The organism is Streptomyces sp. CC208A (assembly GCF_030010625.1).
Lineage (GTDB): Bacteria > Actinomycetota > Actinomycetes > Streptomycetales > Streptomycetaceae > Streptomyces.
Genome location: NZ_JASCXN010000007.1, coordinates 129,954 through 146,589, shown reverse-complemented (window position 1 = coordinate 146,589; position 16,636 = coordinate 129,954). Strand labels below are relative to the sequence as shown.

The 16,636-nt window shown below is 70.9% G+C and carries 12 protein-coding genes; 7 read left to right on the top strand and 5 right to left on the bottom strand.

Translation table 11 applies throughout. The features are described 5' to 3' along the window. Positions 1 to 7: 7 nt before the first annotated feature. The 3 genes from glpK to QK442_RS11060 all read right to left on the bottom strand — a co-directional run bounded on the left by glpK (position 8) and on the right by QK442_RS11060 (position 3,418). Positions 8 to 1,555 (bottom strand): glycerol kinase GlpK, encoded by a 1,548-nt coding sequence (gene glpK / locus QK442_RS11070; RefSeq protein ID WP_282693704.1) that lies wholly within the window; start codon positions 1,553 to 1,555, stop codon positions 8 to 10. Positions 1,556 to 1,590: 35 nt separating this feature from the next. Continuing rightward, entirely contained in the window at positions 1,591 to 2,376 is a 786-nt protein-coding gene (locus QK442_RS11065) for an MIP/aquaporin family protein (RefSeq protein WP_282693703.1), read from the bottom strand. A gap of 277 nt (positions 2,377 to 2,653) precedes the next feature. Continuing rightward, positions 2,654 to 3,418, bottom strand: a complete 765-nt coding sequence (locus QK442_RS11060) for an IclR family transcriptional regulator (RefSeq protein WP_282693702.1) — start codon at positions 3,416 to 3,418, stop codon at positions 2,654 to 2,656. A gap of 257 nt (positions 3,419 to 3,675) precedes the next feature. Between QK442_RS11060 and metH the strand changes: the two genes are divergently transcribed. The 4 genes from metH (at position 3,676) to QK442_RS11040 (ending at position 11,837) form a co-directional block, all read left to right on the top strand. Then, positions 3,676 to 7,191 (top strand): methionine synthase, encoded by a 3,516-nt coding sequence (gene metH / locus QK442_RS11055; RefSeq protein WP_282693701.1) that lies wholly within the window; start codon positions 3,676 to 3,678, stop codon positions 7,189 to 7,191. A 139-nt stretch (positions 7,192 to 7,330) separates the two neighbouring features. Next, positions 7,331 to 8,029 (top strand): HAD family phosphatase, encoded by a 699-nt coding sequence (locus QK442_RS11050; RefSeq protein WP_282693700.1) that lies wholly within the window; start codon positions 7,331 to 7,333, stop codon positions 8,027 to 8,029. Between the two features lie 573 nt (positions 8,030 to 8,602). Further along, positions 8,603 to 10,195: an ABC transporter substrate-binding protein gene (locus QK442_RS11045; protein WP_282693699.1), complete on the top strand. Its 1,593-nt coding sequence runs from the start codon at positions 8,603 to 8,605 to the stop codon at positions 10,193 to 10,195. Between the two features lie 67 nt (positions 10,196 to 10,262). Beyond that, positions 10,263 to 11,837 (top strand): ABC transporter substrate-binding protein, encoded by a 1,575-nt coding sequence (locus tag QK442_RS11040; protein ID WP_282693698.1) that lies wholly within the window; start codon positions 10,263 to 10,265, stop codon positions 11,835 to 11,837. Between the two features lie 71 nt (positions 11,838 to 11,908). Here the strand turns inward: QK442_RS11040 and QK442_RS11035 are convergent, their stop codons facing one another. Together QK442_RS11035 and QK442_RS11030 are read right to left on the bottom strand one after the other, a co-directional pair. Next, the gene (locus tag QK442_RS11035) at positions 11,909 to 12,586 is read right to left on the bottom strand and encodes a response regulator transcription factor (protein ID WP_282693697.1); all 678 of its coding nucleotides are present in this window, start codon (positions 12,584 to 12,586) and stop codon (positions 11,909 to 11,911) included. Positions 12,587 to 12,596: 10 nt separating this feature from the next. Beyond that, entirely contained in the window at positions 12,597 to 13,499 is a 903-nt protein-coding gene (locus QK442_RS11030) for a RecB family exonuclease (RefSeq protein ID WP_282693696.1), read from the bottom strand. A 176-nt stretch (positions 13,500 to 13,675) separates the two neighbouring features. Here QK442_RS11030 and QK442_RS11025 point away from each other — a divergent pair, with 176 nt between their 5' ends. The 3 genes from QK442_RS11025 (at position 13,676) to QK442_RS11015 (ending at position 16,634) form a co-directional block, all read left to right on the top strand. Then, positions 13,676 to 14,809: a site-2 protease family protein gene (locus QK442_RS11025; RefSeq protein ID WP_282693777.1), complete on the top strand. Its 1,134-nt coding sequence runs from the start codon at positions 13,676 to 13,678 to the stop codon at positions 14,807 to 14,809. Between the two features lie 168 nt (positions 14,810 to 14,977). Beyond that, positions 14,978 to 15,865 (top strand): tRNA (adenine-N1)-methyltransferase, encoded by an 888-nt coding sequence (locus QK442_RS11020; RefSeq protein WP_282693695.1) that lies wholly within the window; start codon positions 14,978 to 14,980, stop codon positions 15,863 to 15,865. Between the two features lie 178 nt (positions 15,866 to 16,043). Continuing rightward, entirely contained in the window at positions 16,044 to 16,634 is a 591-nt protein-coding gene (locus QK442_RS11015; RefSeq protein ID WP_282693694.1) for a hypothetical protein, read from the top strand. The last annotated feature ends 2 nt before the right edge of the window (positions 16,635 to 16,636 follow it).

Here is a 16,636-nt window from a genome sequence, read left to right as displayed (position 1 = left end):
CTCCTCGTCACTTCTCTTCTTCGAGCCAGCCCATGGAGCGCTCCACGGCCTTGAGCCAGTTCTTGTACTCGCTGTCGCGCTTGTCGGCGTCCATGCGCGGGGTCCACTCCGCGGCACGGCGCCAGTTGGCGCGCAGGGCGTCGGTGTCGGGCCAGAAGCCGACGGCGAGACCGGCGGCGTAGGCGGCACCGAGGCAGGTGGTCTCGGCGACCATGGGGCGCACCACGGGGGCGTCCAGGAAGTCCGAGAGGGTCTGCATCAGCAGGTTGTTGGAGGTCATGCCGCCGTCGACCTTGAGCGCGGTCAGCTCGACGCCGGAGTCCTTGGTCATGGCGTCGGTGATCTCGCGGGTCTGCCAGGCGGTGGCCTCCAGGACGGCACGGGCGATGTGCGCCTTGGTGACGTACCGGGTGAGGCCGGCGATCACACCGCGGGCGTCGGAGCGCCAGTACGGGGCGAAGAGGCCGGAGAAGGCGGGCACGAAGTAGGCGCCGCCGTTGTCCTCCACCGAGGAGGCCAGGGTCTCGATCTCGGCGGCGGACTTGATCAGGCCCATCTGGTCGCGCATCCACTGGACGAGCGAGCCGGTGACGGCGATGGAGCCCTCCAGGGCGTAGACCGGCTTCTGGTCGCCGATCTGGTAGCCGACCGTGGTCAGCAGGCCGCTGTAGGAGTTGATGATCTTGTCACCGGTGTTCATCAGCATGAAGGTGCCGGTGCCGTACGTGGACTTGGCCTCGCCCTCGGCGAAGCAGGTCTGGCCGAAGAGGGCGGCCTGCTGGTCGCCGAGCGCGGAGGCGACGGGGACGCCGTCGAGGATGCCGCCCTTGACCGTGCCGTAGACCTCGGCGGAGGAGCGGATCTCGGGGAGGACGGCGGCGGGGATGTCGATGGACTGCAGGATCCGCTCGTCCCAGGCCATCTCGTGGAGGTTCATCAGGAGGGTGCGGGAGGCGTTGGTGACGTCGGTGACGTGGACGCCGCCCTGGGTGCCGCCGGTGAGGTTCCAGATGACCCAGGAGTCCATGGTGCCGAAGAGGATGTCGCCGCGCTCGGCGCGCTCGCGCAGGCCCTCGACGTTGTCGAGGAGCCAGCGGACCTTGGGGCCGGAGAAGTAGGAGGCGAGCGGGAGGCCGGTCTCGCGGCGGAAGCGGTCCTGGCCGACGTTGCGGCCGAGCTCCTTGCAGAGGGCGTCGGTGCGGGTGTCCTGCCAGACGAGCGCGTTGTGGACGGGCTCGCCGGTGTTCTTGTCCCACATCAGCGTGGTCTCGCGCTGGTTGGTGATGCCGATGGCCTTGACGTCGGCGGCGGTGATGCCGGCCTTGACGATGGCGCCGGCGACGACCTCCTGGACGTTGGTCCAGATCTCGGTGGCGTCGTGCTCGACCCAGCCCGGCTTCGGGAAGATCTGCTCGTGCTCCTTCTGGTCGACCGAGACGATCCGGCCGTCCTTGTCGAAGACGATGCAGCGGGAAGAGGTGGTGCCCTGGTCGATCGCGGCGATGAACGGCCCCGCGCCGTGGGATGCGGTGGCGGCGGTGTGTGCGTCGGTCACGGTGTGCTCCAAGGGAAGTCTGGAAGAAGGACGGCTCAGGCGAACGCGATGTTGTAGATACCCGCGGCGAGGGAGCCACCCACCAGGGGGCCGACCACCGGGATCCAGGCGTAGCTCCAGTCGGATCCGCCCTTGTTGGGCAGCGGGAGCAGGGCGTGCACGATGCGCGGACCGAGGTCGCGGGCGGGGTTGATGGCGTAACCGGTCGGGCCGCCGAGCGAGAGGCCGATGCCGACCACGACGAGCGCGGTGATCAGGGCGCCGAGCACGCCGAGGCCCTTGCCGCTGTCGTTCAGGCCCTGGGTGAGCACCGCGAGGACCAGCACGGCCGTGCCGATGATCTCGGTGGCCAGGTTCTGCCAGACGACCCGGATCTCCGGGCCGGTGGAGAAGACGCCGAGCACCGGACCGGCGCCGCCGTTGTCGTGCGGGCCTTCGACGGCCTTCTTCGCGGGGTCGCCCACGATCTCCGGGTCGGTCAGATGGGCCTGGAACTGGCCGTAGTACGCGATCCAGACGAGGAAGGCACCGAGCATGGCGCCCAGCAGCTGGCCGGCGAAGTAGACCGGGACGTTGCTCCAGTCCCCGTCCTTGATCGCGATGCCGACGGTGACCGCCGGGTTGAGATGGGCGCCCGAGAGGGAACCGGTCATGTAGACGGCGGTCATGACCGCGAAGCCCCACCCGAAGGTGATCGCGAGCCAGCCGGCGTTCTGCGCCTTGGAGCGCTTGAGCACGACGGCGGCCACCACGCCACCGCCGAGCAGGATGAGTACGGCGGTCCCGATGACCTCGCCGATGAAGATGTCGGAGCTGGACACCCGCGACTCCTTTGTCCTACGTCCAGGGGAAGGCGGACCCCGGTTCGGCCCGGGGGTCCGCGCCCTCGTGTGAGGGCGTCCACGGCCCTTGGCACTGCCCCACTCTAGCGTGTATTGCCGGTAGGTGTTCGACAATGCCGACCGATGAACGGAAGTTTTGCCCCGGGGTTAACAGCACGTCAAGGGTCTGGGAAACGAAAAACCCGCCGATAACGCGATCGTTACCGACGGGTTCGCTCTCCGTACGGGCCGGTTCACCGGACCCGGTGGCGCGGGCTCAGAAGCGGCCCGCCCCCAGGTCCCTGGAGACCGCCCGGGCGCAGTCCCGCACCGCCGCCACCAGCTCCGGGCGCAGCTCGCCGCCCGGACAGACCCGCTCCACCGCCCCGGTGACCGCCACCGCGCCCACCGGCATCCGGCGCCGGTCGTGGATCGGTGCCGCCACCGAGGCCACGCCCTCCCAGGTCTCCTCCACGTCCGCCGCCCAGCCGCGCGCCCGCGTCATGTCGAGCAGCGACTCGAAGTCCTCCAGGCCCGTGACCGTACGCGGCGTGAACGGCTCCCGCGCCACCTCCACGGCCTCGCTGTGCGCCACCGGGTCGTACGCCGACAGCACCTTCCCGAGCGCCGTGGAGTGCAGCGGCTGCATCGCCCCCACCTCCAGGACCTGGCGGCTGTCGTCCGGCCGGAAGACGTGGTGCACGATCAGCACGCCCTGCTGGTGCAGCACCCCCAGGTGCACGCTCTCCCCGCTGGACCGCGCCAGGTCGTCCGTCCACACCAGCGCTCGCGCCCGCAGCTCGTGCACGTCCAGATAGCTGTTGCCGAGCCGCAGCAGCTCGGCGCCCAGCTGGTACCGGCCCGAGGCCGCGTCCTGCTCCACGAAGCCCTCCGCCTGGAGGGTGCGCAGGATGCCGTGGGCCGTGCCCTTGGCCAGTCCCAGCGAGGACGCGATGTCGGACAGGCCGAGCCGGCGCTCGCCGCCCGCGAGCAGTCGCAGCATGGCCGCCGCCCGTTCAAGCGACTGGATGTTCTTCGCCATGGCCCGGCCCTTCTCCCTCACGTACCGCACACATATCGATGTTCGACAATGCTGAACACTATCGGTCGATGCCGACCTTGCTTCGCACCTGACAGTGTCCTCGAAGAAGGGGCCTTACCGGGAGTCCTCGCACACAGGATGCCGTCCGCCACGTGGGACGCCGTGTCCGCCCCGGTCGAACCATGGTTACGCTGGGCCCGTGCACCCTGCGCCCAGGGTGCAAAGCCGACAGCCGTCGCATTCCAGGGAGCCCCTTCATGGCCTCGTCGCCCACCCCTTCCGTCTCCGCCGACAGCCGGAGCCGCGCCGCCGCCCTCCGCGAAGCCCTCGCCAGCCGCGTGGTCGTCGCCGACGGAGCCATGGGCACCATGCTCCAGGCCCAGGAGCCCACCCTGGAGGACTTCCAGCAGCTGGAAGGCTGCAACGAGATCCTCAGCCTCACCCGGCCCGACATCGTCGCCTCCGTCCACCGCGAGTACTTCGCCGCCGGTGTCGACTGCGTCGAGACCAACACCTTCGGCGCCAACCACGCGGCCCTGGGGGAGTACGACATCTCCCACCGCGTCCACGAGCTGTCCGAGGCCGGCGCCCGGGTGGCCCGCGAGGTCGCCGACGAGTTCACCGCCGCCGACGGCCGCCAGCGCTGGGTCCTCGGCTCCATCGGCCCCGGCACCAAGCTGCCGACCCTCGGCCACGCCCCGTACACCGTCCTGCGCGACGCCTACCAGCAGAACGCCGAGGGCCTGCTCACCGGTGGCGCCGACGCGCTCATCGTGGAGACGACGCAGGACCTGCTCCAGACGAAGGCGTCCGTCATCGGCGCCCGCCGCGCCCTTGAGGCGCTCGGTGTGGATGTGCCGCTGATCGTCTCGGTGACGGTGGAGACGACGGGCACGATGCTGCTCGGCTCCGAGATCGGGGCGGCGCTGACGGCGCTGGAGCCGCTCGGCATCGACATGATCGGCCTGAACTGCGCCACGGGTCCGGCCGAGATGAGCGAGCACCTGCGCTACCTGGCGCGCAACGCCCGCATCCCGCTGTCGGTGATGCCCAACGCCGGCCTGCCGGTGCTCACCTCCGACGGCGCGCACTACCCGCTCTCACCGGCCGAGCTCGCCGACGCCCAGGAGGCCTTCGTCCGCGACTACGGCCTCTCCCTGGTCGGCGGCTGCTGCGGTACGACCCCCGAGCACCTGCGCCAGGTCGTCGAGCGCGTCCGCGACCTCACGCCCGCCCCGCGCGACCCGCGCCCCGAGCCCGGCGCCGCCTCGCTCTACCAGACCGTGCCGTTCCGGCAGGACACCTCGTACCTGGCGATCGGGGAGCGGACGAACGCGAACGGGTCGAAGAAGTTCCGCGAGGCCATGCTCGACGGGCGCTGGGACGACTGCGTGGAGATGGCCCGGGACCAGATCCGCGAGGGCGCGCACATGCTGGACCTGTGCGTGGACTACGTCGGCCGGGACGGCGTGGCCGACATGGAGGAGCTGGCCGGCCGCTTCGCCACCGCCTCCACCCTGCCCATCGTGCTCGACTCCACCGAGGTGGAGGTGATCCGGGCCGGCCTGGAGAAGCTGGGCGGCCGGGCGGTCATCAACTCGGTCAACTACGAGGACGGCGACGGCCCCGACTCCCGCTTCGCCAAGGTCACCCGCCTGGCCCAGGAACACGGCGCGGCGCTGATCGCGCTGACCATCGACGAGGAGGGCCAGGCCCGCACGGTCGAGAAGAAGGTGGAGATCGCCGAGCGGCTGATCGCCGACCTGACCGGCAACTGGGGCATCCGCGAGTCCGACATCCTCATCGACACCCTGACCTTCACCATCTGCACCGGCCAGGAGGAGTCCCGGGGCGACGGCATCGCGACGATCGAGGCCATCCGCGAGCTCAAGCGCCGCCACCCCGAGGTGCAGACCACCCTCGGCCTGTCGAACATCTCCTTCGGCCTCAACCCGGCCGCCCGGATCCTGCTCAACTCCGTCTTCCTCGACGAGTGCGTCAAGGCCGGCCTGGACTCCGCGATCGTCCACGCCAGCAAGATCCTGCCGATCGCCCGCTTCGACGACGAACAGGTCACCACCGCTCTGGACCTGATCTACGACCGGCGCGCGGAGGGCTATGACCCGCTGCAGAAGCTGATGGCCCTGTTCGAGGGCGCCACCGCCAAGTCGCTGAAGGCGGGCAAGGCCGAGGAGCTGGCGGCGCTGCCGCTGGAGGAGCGGCTCAAGCGGCGGATCATCGACGGCGAGAAGAACGGCCTGGAGGCCGACCTCGACGAGGCGCTGACCACCACGCCGGCCCTCGACATCGTCAACAACACCCTCCTTGACGGCATGAAGGTGGTCGGCGAGCTGTTCGGCTCCGGCCAGATGCAGCTGCCGTTCGTGCTGCAGTCGGCCGAGGTGATGAAGACCGCGGTCGCCCACCTCGAACCCCACATGGAGAAGTCCGACGCCGAGGGCAAGGGCACCATCGTGCTCGCCACCGTCCGCGGGGACGTGCACGACATCGGCAAGAACCTCGTCGACATCATCCTGTCCAACAACGGCTACAACGTCGTCAACCTCGGCATCAAGCAGCCCGTCTCCGCCATCCTGGAGGCCGCCGAGGAACACCGGGCCGATGTCATCGGCATGTCCGGCCTGCTGGTCAAGTCCACGGTGATCATGAAGGAGAACCTGGAGGAGCTCAACCAGCGCGAGCTGGCCGCCAAGTACCCCGTCATCCTCGGCGGCGCCGCCCTCACCCGGGCCTACGTCGAACAGGACCTCCACGAGCTCTACCAGGGCGAGGTCCGCTACGCCCGCGACGCCTTCGAGGGCCTCCGCCTCATGGACGCGCTCGTCGCCGTCAAGCGCGGCGTCCCCGGAGCCGTACTCCCCGAACTGAAGCAGCGCCGGGTCGCCAAGGGCGCCGCCGCCCTCCAGGTCGACGAGCCCGAGCCCGGCGGCCGCTCCGACGTCGCCACCGACAACCCCGTGCCCACCCCGCCGTTCTGGGGCACCCGCGTGGTCAAGGGCATCCCGCTCAAGGAGTACGCCTCCTGGCTCGACGAGGGTGCCCTCTTCAAGGGCCAGTGGGGCCTCAAGCAGAACCGGGCCGGCGACGGACCGACGTACGAGGAGCTGGTGGAGACCGAGGGCCGGCCGCGGCTGCGCGGCTGGCTGGAGCGGCTGCACACCGGGAACCTCCTTGAGGCGGCCGTCGTGCACGGCTACTTCCCGTGCGTCTCCAAGGGCGACGACCTGATCATCCTGGACGAGGCCGGCAACGAGCGGACCCGCTTCACCTTCCCCCGCCAGCGCCGCGGCCGCCGCCTCTGCCTCGCGGACTTCTTCCGCCCCGAGGAGTCCGGCGAGACCGACGTCGTCGGGCTCCAGGTCGTCACCGTCGGCTCGAAGATCGGCGAGGCCACCGCCGAGCTCTTCGCCTCCGACTCCTACCGCGACTACCTGGAGCTGCACGGCCTGTCCGTGCAGCTGGCGGAGGCGCTCGCCGAGTACTGGCACGCGCGCGTGCGCGCCGAGCTGGGCTTCGGCGGCGAGGACCCCCAGCACATCGAGGACATGTTCGACCTCAAGTACCGCGGTGCCCGCTTCTCGCTCGGCTACGGCGCCTGCCCCGACCTCGAGGACCGGGCGAAGATCGCCGAACTCCTGCGGCCGGAGCGGATCGGTGTGCACCTCTCGGAGGAGTTCCAGCTCCACCCCGAGCAGTCCACCGACGCCATCGTCATCCACCACCCCGAGGCGAAGTACTTCAACGCCCGGTGACCGGTCGCTGACGCTCGGGCGCAAATATCCGCGCCCGCGGTGATCGCGACGTACACTTGTCGGTCCAGTGCAGGCCGGTCCTCCTCCCCGTACCGGGAGTGGGGGCCGGCCTTTCCGTCTCTCCATGGAGGTGTGCCGGATGACCAGTACGGTCCCCGCGTCCCTGTTCAACGCCGATGGCAGCTCCGCCCTCCAAGCGGTCTTCCTCGACATGGACGGGACCCTCGTCGACACGGAGGGCTTCTGGTGGGACGCCGAGGTCGAGGTCTTCGCCGAGCTCGGACACCGCCTCGACGAGGCGTGGCGGGACATCGTGGTCGGCGGCCCCATGACCCGCAGCGCCGGGTACCTCATCGAGGCCACCGGCGCCGACATCACCCTCGCCGAGCTGACCGTGCTGCTCAACGAGCGGTTCGAGCAGCGCATCACCCGCGGCGTCCCGCTCATGCCCGGCGCCGAGCGGCTCCTCGCCGAACTCGCCCGCCACTCCGTCCCCACCGCCCTCGTCTCCGCCTCCCACCGGCGGATCATCGACCGCGTCCTGGAGTCCGTCGGCCGCGACCGCTTCCACCTCACCGTCGCCGGCGACGAGGTCGGCCGCACCAAGCCCCACCCGGAGCCCTATCTGACCGCCGCCCGCGGCGTCGGCGCCGACCCCGCCCTGTGCGCCGTCATCGAGGACACCGCGACCGGTGTCGCCGCCGCCGAGGCGGCCGGCTGCCGGGTCGTCGCCGTGCCCTCCGTCGCGCCGATCCCCGCCCTGCCCGGCCGGGTCGTGGTCCGCTCGCTCGAAGAGGTCGACGTGCCGTTCCTGCGGACCCTCGTCTCAGGAATCTGATCCCGCCCGAGATCCATCCGCCCGAGATCCATTTGAGCTTTCCCTGAGCTTTCCCCGGCATTCCCCGCAGGCGATTTCCGTGCGTACGCGCGCGCGTACTCCACGCGTTCTCCCCCGCTTTCCGTCACGCTTCCGTCGCGCCTCTGTCGCGCAATGGGTTCAGGCCATCACTCGAATTTCCGCCACGTGACCTTGGTCACCCAGCGTGCGCGCCGAGGGGTGGCCTGACCCCCTCTCCCACCCGGAACGCGAACGCCCGACGCCCCCTTGTGTCCTGGTTCGGCCGCTCCCGTCCCTCTCGTGTGCCGCATGACTATCGAAGCGGACGCATCCATGATCACCCTGCGATTACCCTCCACCGGCCACCCCGTCCGGCAATAGCGGCGCCGCCCACTAATCTTTCGCGAGTACTTCGCCGCTATCACCGCGTGCTCCGGCGCATACCCCCGTCGCCGAGAACACAGGACCGATCGCAACTTCCCGGCCCGATCGCTCCCGCCCCGACCGGGCGGCCAGCGGCGGAGTGTCGTCGTGACCGCTGTACCCCAGGCCGGCTGAGGAGAACGTCCCTTGATGAACCGCAAGACCTTGGTGCTGCCGGCCGTGGCCGGACTGCTCGCCCCGCTGCTCGCCGCGTGCGGCACGGGAGAGGGCGACAGAGCCATCGTCGTCGGAACCACCGACCAGTTCGTCGCCACCGAAGAGGCCCCCGCCCCCCTCGACCCGGCCTACGCCTACGACACCGGTGCCTGGAACATCCTCCGCCAGACCGTGCAGACCCTGGTCCACGTCCCCCGCGGCGGCGGCGAGCCCGTCCCCGAGGCCGCCGAGAGCTGCGGCTTCTCCGACACCGCCAGCGAGAGCTACCGCTGCGTGCTGCGCCCCGGCCTCACCTTCGCCGACGGCACCCCCGTCACCGCCGAGGACGTCAAGTTCTCCATCGACCGGGTCCGGAAGATCAACTCCGACAACGGCGCCGCCGGCCTCCTGTCGACCGTCGACACCGTCGAGACCAAGGGCGACCGCGAGGTCGTCTTCCACCTCAACGCCCCCGACGCCACCTTCCCGTACAAGCTCTCCACCCCCGTCGCCGGCATCCTCAGCAAGGACAAGTACGCCGCCGACGAGCTCCGCGAGGGCTTCCAGGTCGACGGCTCCGGCCCGTACACCCTCAAGGCCGAGCAGGAGGGCGACCAGGCCACCCGCTTCGTCTTCTCCCGCAACCCCCACTACAAGGGCGACGTCACGCTCCGCAACGAGCGGGTCGAGCTCCGCGCCTACGCCGACGCCGGCACCATGGGCAAGGCCCTGGAGAGCAAGGACATCGACATGATGGCCCGCTCCCTCTCCCAGGAGCAGATCCGCGACCTCACCGAGAGCCCCACCGACGGCATCCGCGTCTCCGAGGTCCCCGGCCTGGAGATCCGCTACCTCGGCTTCAACACCAAGGCCCCCGCCGTCGAGGAGAAGGCCGTCCGTCAGGCCATGGCCGCAGTCGTCGACCGCGGCGCCCTCGTCAACCGGGTGTACGGCCCCACCGCCGAGCCGCTCTACTCGCTGATCCCCTCCAGCATCACCGGCCACGCCACCCCCTTCTACGAGGAGTACGGCGAGGGCGACGCCGAGCGCGGCGCCGCCATCCTCCGGAAGGCCGGCGTGAAGACCCCGGTCAAGCTCACCCTCCACTACACCACCGACCACTACGGCGCCGAGACCGCCCAGGAGTTCGAGACGCTGAAGAACCAGCTCGTCGCGAGCGAACTCTTCGACGTCACCGTCAAGGGCTCCGCCTGGTCCGAGTTCCGGCCCGCCCAGAGGCGCGGCGACTACGCCGTCTACGGCCTCGGCTGGTTCCCCGACTACCCGGACCCGGACAACTACGTCGCGCCCTTCCTCGACAGCGGCAACTTCCTCGGCACCCCCTACGTCAACAAGACCGTCCGCGAGCAGCTCATCCCGCGCTCCCGCCGACAGGCCGACCGCACCGCCGCGAACCCCGTCTACCGGCAGATCCAGAAGATCGTCGCCCAGGACGTGCCCGTCCTGCCGCTCTGGCAGGGCAAGCAGTACGTCGCCGCCCGCGACGACATCAACGGTGTCGAGTACGCCCTCAACACCTCCTCGGACCTGCTGCTCTGGGAGCTGAGCCGCGGCACCACCGCCTGACCCCTTCGTTGTACCGGCCGCGCAGCAACGCGCGGCCGGCCTGGCAAGAGATCAAGAGGCAAGTTCAGTGAAGACGCACCACAAGTGGCTGACCGCCCCGCTCGCAGCGGGCCTCTCCGCCGCCCTCCTCGGCGGTTGCGGCACCGAGCAGGGAACGGGCTCGGGCGGCGCCGACTCCGTCCGGGTCGGCATGTCCGACGAGATCCTGGCGACCGACCCCGCCGCCGGTTACGACCCCGGCTCCTGGCTGCTGTTCAACAACGTCTTCCAGTCCCTCCTGGCCTTCCCGAAGGGCGGCTCCCTGCCCGAGCCCGAGGCCGCCGAGAAGTGCGGCTTCGACGAGGGCAGCACCGTCTACACCTGCACCCTCCGCCCCGGCCTGAAGTTCTCCAACGGCAACCCGCTCACCTCCGAGGACGTCAAGTTCTCCTTCGAGCGCGCCCTGAAGATCGCCGACCCCGACGGGCCGGAGCCGCTGCTCTCCACCATCGACACCATCGAGACCCCCGACGAGCGGACCGTCGTCTTCCGCCTCAAGGTCCCGGACGCCACCTTCCCCAGCAAGATCGCCTCCGGCGCCGGCTCCATCGTCGACCACCGCGAGTACCCCGCCGACGCGCTCCGCACCGACGGCAAGGCCGTCGGCTCCGGCCCGTACAAGCTGGACTCCTTCAGCGACACCGAGGCCGTCTTCTCCGCCAACACCGGCTACCAGGGCACCGCGACGCGCCGCAACGACCGCGTCACCCTCAAGCTCTACGGCGGCGACCGCACCGCCCTCGCCAAGGCCTTCGCCGACGGCGAGGTCGACGTCGCCTACCGAGGCCTGTCCGACGCCGACATCGCCGATCTGGAGGCCTCCACCGGCGACCGCAACGTCCAGGTCGTCCAGGGCAGCAGCGCCGAGGTCCAGCACCTCGTCTTCAACATGAAGGACCCGGTCGCCGGCAAGCTCGCCGTCCGCAAGGCGATAGCCCACCTCGTCGACCGCGACGCCCTCGTCGAGGACATCTACAAGTCGACCGCCACGCCGCTCTACTCGATCGTCCCGGCCGGCATCAACGGCCACAACACCGCCTTCTTCGACACCTACGGCAGCCCCGACGCCGCCAAGGCCAAGAAGGCCCTGCGCGACGCCGGCATCAAGGACAAGATCACCCTCACCCTCTGGTCCACCCCCAGCCGCTACGGCCCCTCCACCGATGCCGAGCTGAAGGCCATCGCCGCCCAGCTCAACGCCAGCGGCCTCTTCACGGCCGACGTCAAGTCCGTCCCCTTCGACCAGTACGAGAAGGACATCGAAGCCGGCAAGTACGGCGTCTACGTCAAGGGCTGGGTCCCCGACTACCCCGACGCCGACAACTTCACCGCCCCGTTCTTCGGCGAGGGCAACGTCCTCTCCAACCACTACGAGAACACCGAGATCACCGGCACCCTCCTGCCGAAGACCGCCGCCACCGCCGACCGCTCCGCCACCGACAAGGAGTACGGCGAGATCCAGGACGCCGTCGCCGAGGAACTCCCCCTCATCCCGCTCTGGCAGGGCAAGCAGTACGCCGTCTCCCGCGAGGGCGTCACCGGCCTCGAATGGACCCTCGACGCCTCGACCGTCTTCCGCTTCTGGGAGATCCGCAAGAGCTGACCCCCGAGGGAGTACGCGAGAGGGCCCGGCGCACGTCGAACGCGCCGGGCCCTCCGCCGTACCGCCGTCCGCTACTGGCCGTTGCCGCCCGGACGCACCAGACCGCTCTCGTACGCGTACACCGCCGCCTGCACCCGGTCGCGCAGGCCCAGCTTGGTCAGCACATGCCCCACGTGCGTCTTCACCGTCGTCTCGCTGACGAACAGATCCGCCGCGATCTCCGCGTTCGAAAGCCCGCGGGCCACCAGCTTCAGCACCTCCACCTCACGGTCGGTCAGCGTGCCCAGCGTGTCCGGCACCTGCTCCTCACCCGTCGGCAGATGCGCCGAGTACTTGTCGAGCAGCCGCCGCGTGATCGACGGGGCCAGCATCGCCTCGCCCGCAGCCACCACCCGGATCGCCTGCACCAGCTCGTTCGCCGGGGCGTCCTTCAGGAGGAAGCCGCTCGCCCCCGCCCGCAGCGCCTCCACCACGTACTCGTCCAGGTCGAAGGTGGTCAGCACCAGCACCTTCGCCGGCCCGTCCCGGCCCGGCCCCGTGATCTGCCGGGTCGCCTCCACCCCGTCCATCCGCGGCATCCGGATGTCCATCAACACCACATCAGGCTGAAGCGCCCGCACCTGCTCCAGCGCCTGCAGACCGTCACCGGCCTCACCCACCACCGCGATGTCCTGCTCCGCCTCCAGAATCATCCGGAAACCGGTGCGCAGCAGCGGCTGGTCGTCGACCAGAAGGACGCGAATCGTCACAGGGGCTCCTTCACGAGGCGGGCCGGTCGCCGCCCATTCTGCCCTGCCCCGATTCGCCCGACTCCGGCGGGCGCGCGGAGACGATCTCCAGCGGGTACGCCGGGGGAGTCCCCCCGAACTCCGGGCAGACCGCCTGGTGATCGCACCAGCCGCACAGCTTCGTCGGCCGCGGCCGCCAGTCGCCCGTCTCCGTCGCCACCCGGATCGCGTCCCACAGCGCCAGCAGCTTCCGCTCCACCCGCCGCAGGTCCGCCTCCACCGGGTCGTACGTCAGCACGTCCCCGCTGCCCAGGTAGACCAGTTGCAGCCGGCGCGGGATCACACCCTTCAGCCGCCATACCACGAGCGCGTAGAACGTCATCTGGAACAGCGCGCCCTCGCTGTACTCCGGCCGCGGCGCCTTCCCCGTCTTGTAGTCGACGATCCGCACCTCGCCCGTCGGCGCCACGTCCACCCGGTCGATCACCCCGCGCAGCCGCAGCCCCGACTCCAGCTCCGTCTCCACGAACAGCTCGCGCTCGGCCGGCTCGAGACGCGCCGGATCCTCCAGCGTGAACCAGCGCTCCACCAGCGCCTCGGCCTCCGCCAGCCACTGGCCGAGACGCTCGCCCGCCGGATCGTCCGCGAACAGCTCGCCCAGCTCCGGCCGCGACGCGAGCAGCCGGTCCCACTGGCCCGGCACCATCGCCTTCGCCCGCGGCACCGTCCGCTCCGCCGCCGGATCGTCGAAGAGCCGCTCCAGGACCGCGTGCACCAGAATCCCCCGCGTGGCCGCCGCACTCGGCTTCTCCGGCAGCCGGTCGATCACCCGGAACCGGTACAACAGAGGGCACTGCATGAAGTCGCTCGCCCGCGACGGCGACAACGCCACGGGCGCCCGGGGCCCCTCCGGGAGCCGCTCGCTCGTACTCATGACACAGACCCTACGACCCGCCACCGACACCGAGCCGCATACCATCGAGACATGACCCGTCGCGCAGCATGATCGACCCGTGACGCACGGCGCGGTCGCCCCGGCGACGAGAGGAACCCGTGAACCAGGACGAGCCCAAGCCGCAGCGGACCGAGGAACCCGGCGGCGGGATCCTCATGGGCCGGCCCTTCGGCGTGCCCGTCTACGTCGCCCCCAGCTGGTTCCTCGTCGCCGCCCTCATCACCTGGGTCTTCGGCGACCAGATCGAGCGGGTCCTGCCCGAGCTCGGCGCCGCCCGCTACCTCGTCTCCCTCTTCTTCGCCGTCGCCTTCTACGCCTCCGTCCTCGTCCACGAACTCGCCCACACCCTCGCCGCCCTCCGCTTCAAACTCCCCGTGCGGCGCATCCAGCTCCAGTTCTTCGGCGGCGTCTCCGAGATCGAGAAGGAGTCCGAGACCCCCGGCCGCGAGTTCGTCCTCGCCTTCGTCGGCCCCCTCCTCTCCCTCGCCCTCGCCGGCCTCTTCCACCTCGCCATGCAGGCCGTCGAACCCGGCACCGTGCCCGGCGTCCTCCTCGCCGGCCTGATGATCTCCAACCTCATCGTCGCGGTCTTCAACCTGCTCCCCGGCCTCCCCCTCGACGGCGGCCGGATGCTCCGTGCCGTCGTCTGGAAGATCACCGGCAAGCCCATGAGCGGCACCATCGCCGCCGCCTGGGTCGGCCGCGCGCTCGCCGTCACCGTCCTCATCGGCCTCCCCCTCCTCACCCGCACCGGCTGGCTCGGCAACTCCACCGCCGACATCGACGGCTTCACCACCGTCACCGACGCCCTCCTCGCCGCCATCCTGGCCGCCATCATCTGGACCGGCGCCGGCAACAGCCTCCGCATGGCCCGCCTCCGCGAGCACCTCCCCGAGCTCCGCGCCCGCGCCCTCACCCGCCGTGCCATCCCCGTCGGACCCGACACCCCCCTCTCCGAGGCCCTCCGCCGCGCCAACGAGGCCGGCGCCCGCGCCCTCGTCGTCGTCGACGGCACCGGAGACCCCACCGGCATCGTCCGCGAGGCCGCCATCGCCGCCGTGCCCCAGCACCGCCGCCCCTGGGTCGCCGTCTCCGCCCTCACCCAGGACCTCGGCCCCGGTATGCGCGTCCCCGCCGAGCTCACCGGCCAGCCCCTCCTCGACCACCTCCGGGCCACCCCCGCCACCGAGTACCTCGTCGTCGAGGGGACGGGCGAGATCTACGGAGTCCTCTCCACCACCGACGTCGAACGCGCCTTCGTGAAGGCCATGGCACGACCCTCTTCGTGACACCGGTACACCGGTACACCGGTACACCGGCTTCCGAGCCGAAGGAGCGCGCCGGCACCGAAAGGGAGAGCGCGCGCAGGCCGCGAGGGACGAGCGGCCGAGCACGGTCGACCGTCGGCGCCGGCTGGAGCGCGCGGGAGGGGAGGACGCCCTTGATAAGGTGCTCACATGTCCGAACCGACCGGTGCCGCCCGCCGACGCGGGCCCTTCAAGGTCGGGGACCAGGTTCAGCTGACCGACCCCAAGGGCCGCCACTACACGTTCACGCTCGAAGAGGGAAAGAACTTCCACACCCACAAGGGTTCCTTCCCCCACGACGAGCTGATCGGCGCTCCCGAGGGCAGCGTTGTCCGCACCACCGGAAACGTCGCCTACCTCGCGCTGCGCCCCCTGCTCCCCGACTACGTCCTGTCCATGCCCCGCGGCGCCGCCGTGGTCTACCCGAAGGACGCGGGACAGATCCTCGCCTTCGCCGACATCTTCCCCGGCGCACGCGTCGTGGAGGCCGGTGTGGGTTCCGGCTCGCTCAGCAGCTTCCTGCTCCGCGCCATCGGCGACAGCGGCATGCTGCACTCCTACGAGCGCCGCGAGGACTTCGCCGAGATCGCGAAGGGCAACGTCGAGCGCTACTTCGGCGGCCCCCACCCGGCGTGGCAGCTGACCGTCGGCGACCTCCAGGACAACCTGACCGACACCGACGTCGACCGGGTCATCCTCGACATGCTCGCCCCGTGGGAGTGCCTGGAGGCCGTCTCCAAGGCCCTCGTCCCCGGCGGCATCCTCTGCTGCTACGTGGCCACCACCACCCAGCTCGCCCGCACCGTGGAGTCCATCCGCGAGATCGGCTGCTACGCCGAGCCGCAGCCCTGGGAGTCCATGATCCGCAACTGGCACGTCGAGGGCCTGGCCGTCCGCCCCGATCACCGCATGATCGGCCACACCGGCTTCCTCGTCACCGCCCGCCGCCTCGCGGACGGCGTCGAGCCCCCGATGCGCCGCCGCCGCCCCGCCAAGGGCGCGTACGGCGAGGACTACGAAGGCCCCAACAAGGGCTGACACACCGACAGCGACACGGCGACGCCGCCGCCCCTTCCACCCCGCCACGCGGGGAACCGGGCGGCGGCGTCGCCGCGTTCGGCACCCCTGTCCGACCACCCCGGCTGTTCCGCCGCCCTGTGACGTGTGGCACGATGCCCGCAACCCCTCGGCACGACCCTCACAGGAGACGTCTCGCGTGCAGCCCTCCGCCGCCCCGGACCCCGTGGACCTCGCACACACCCACGCCCGGCCGCTGCACTGGCTGGCCACCGCCACCGCGACCGCCGCGGTCGTCGCCCTCGCCGGAGCCCTGACGCCCCGCACCGCCGAAGCCGGCTCCGCGACCGCCGCCTCCGCCCCCGCGGCCCCCGGCCCCGCCGCCGCACCCGACGCCGGAACGGCCGACTACCCGATCCCATGCGGGGGAGCGCCCCACCGGATCGCCCAGCGCGCCACCGGTGACCTGGACGGCGACGGGAAGCCCGAGACGATTGCGGTCGTACACTGCGAAGCCGGATCCGGAACCCCGCCCGCCGGCCTGTACGTCCTCACCCACGGCCGCGGCGACACCGCCTCCGCGCGCGTGGTGGCCACCCTCGTCGACCCGCGCGAGCAGCGCAGCGTCACCGGTCTGGCGATCCGTGACGGCGCCGTCCGCGCCACCCTGCTCGGCTACTCGTCCCCCGACGTCCCCAGCTGCTGCCCCGACGAGAAGGAGCAGGTCACCTGGGAGTGGACCGGCGGCGCCTTCGTCCGCTCCACGGGCGCGGCCGCGCGGGGCGCCTGACG

What these genes read in the sequence shown, in the direction of transcription:
- QK442_RS11060 (WP_282693702.1), bottom strand. Translation starts at nt 3,418, where the DNA reads ATGGCGAAGAACATCCAGTCGCTTGAACGGGCGGCGGCCATGCTGCGA.
- metH (WP_282693701.1), top strand. Translation starts at nt 3,676, where the DNA reads ATGGCCTCGTCGCCCACCCCTTCCGTCTCCGCCGACAGCCGGAGCCGC.
- QK442_RS11050 (WP_282693700.1), top strand. Translation starts at nt 7,331, where the DNA reads ATGACCAGTACGGTCCCCGCGTCCCTGTTCAACGCCGATGGCAGCTCC.
- QK442_RS11045 (WP_282693699.1), top strand. Translation starts at nt 8,603, where the DNA reads ATGAACCGCAAGACCTTGGTGCTGCCGGCCGTGGCCGGACTGCTCGCC.
- QK442_RS11030 (WP_282693696.1), bottom strand. Translation starts at nt 13,499, where the DNA reads ATGAGTACGAGCGAGCGGCTCCCGGAGGGGCCCCGGGCGCCCGTGGCG.
- QK442_RS11025 (WP_282693777.1), top strand. Translation starts at nt 13,676, where the DNA reads ATGGGCCGGCCCTTCGGCGTGCCCGTCTACGTCGCCCCCAGCTGGTTC.
- QK442_RS11020 (WP_282693695.1), top strand. Translation starts at nt 14,978, where the DNA reads ATGTCCGAACCGACCGGTGCCGCCCGCCGACGCGGGCCCTTCAAGGTC.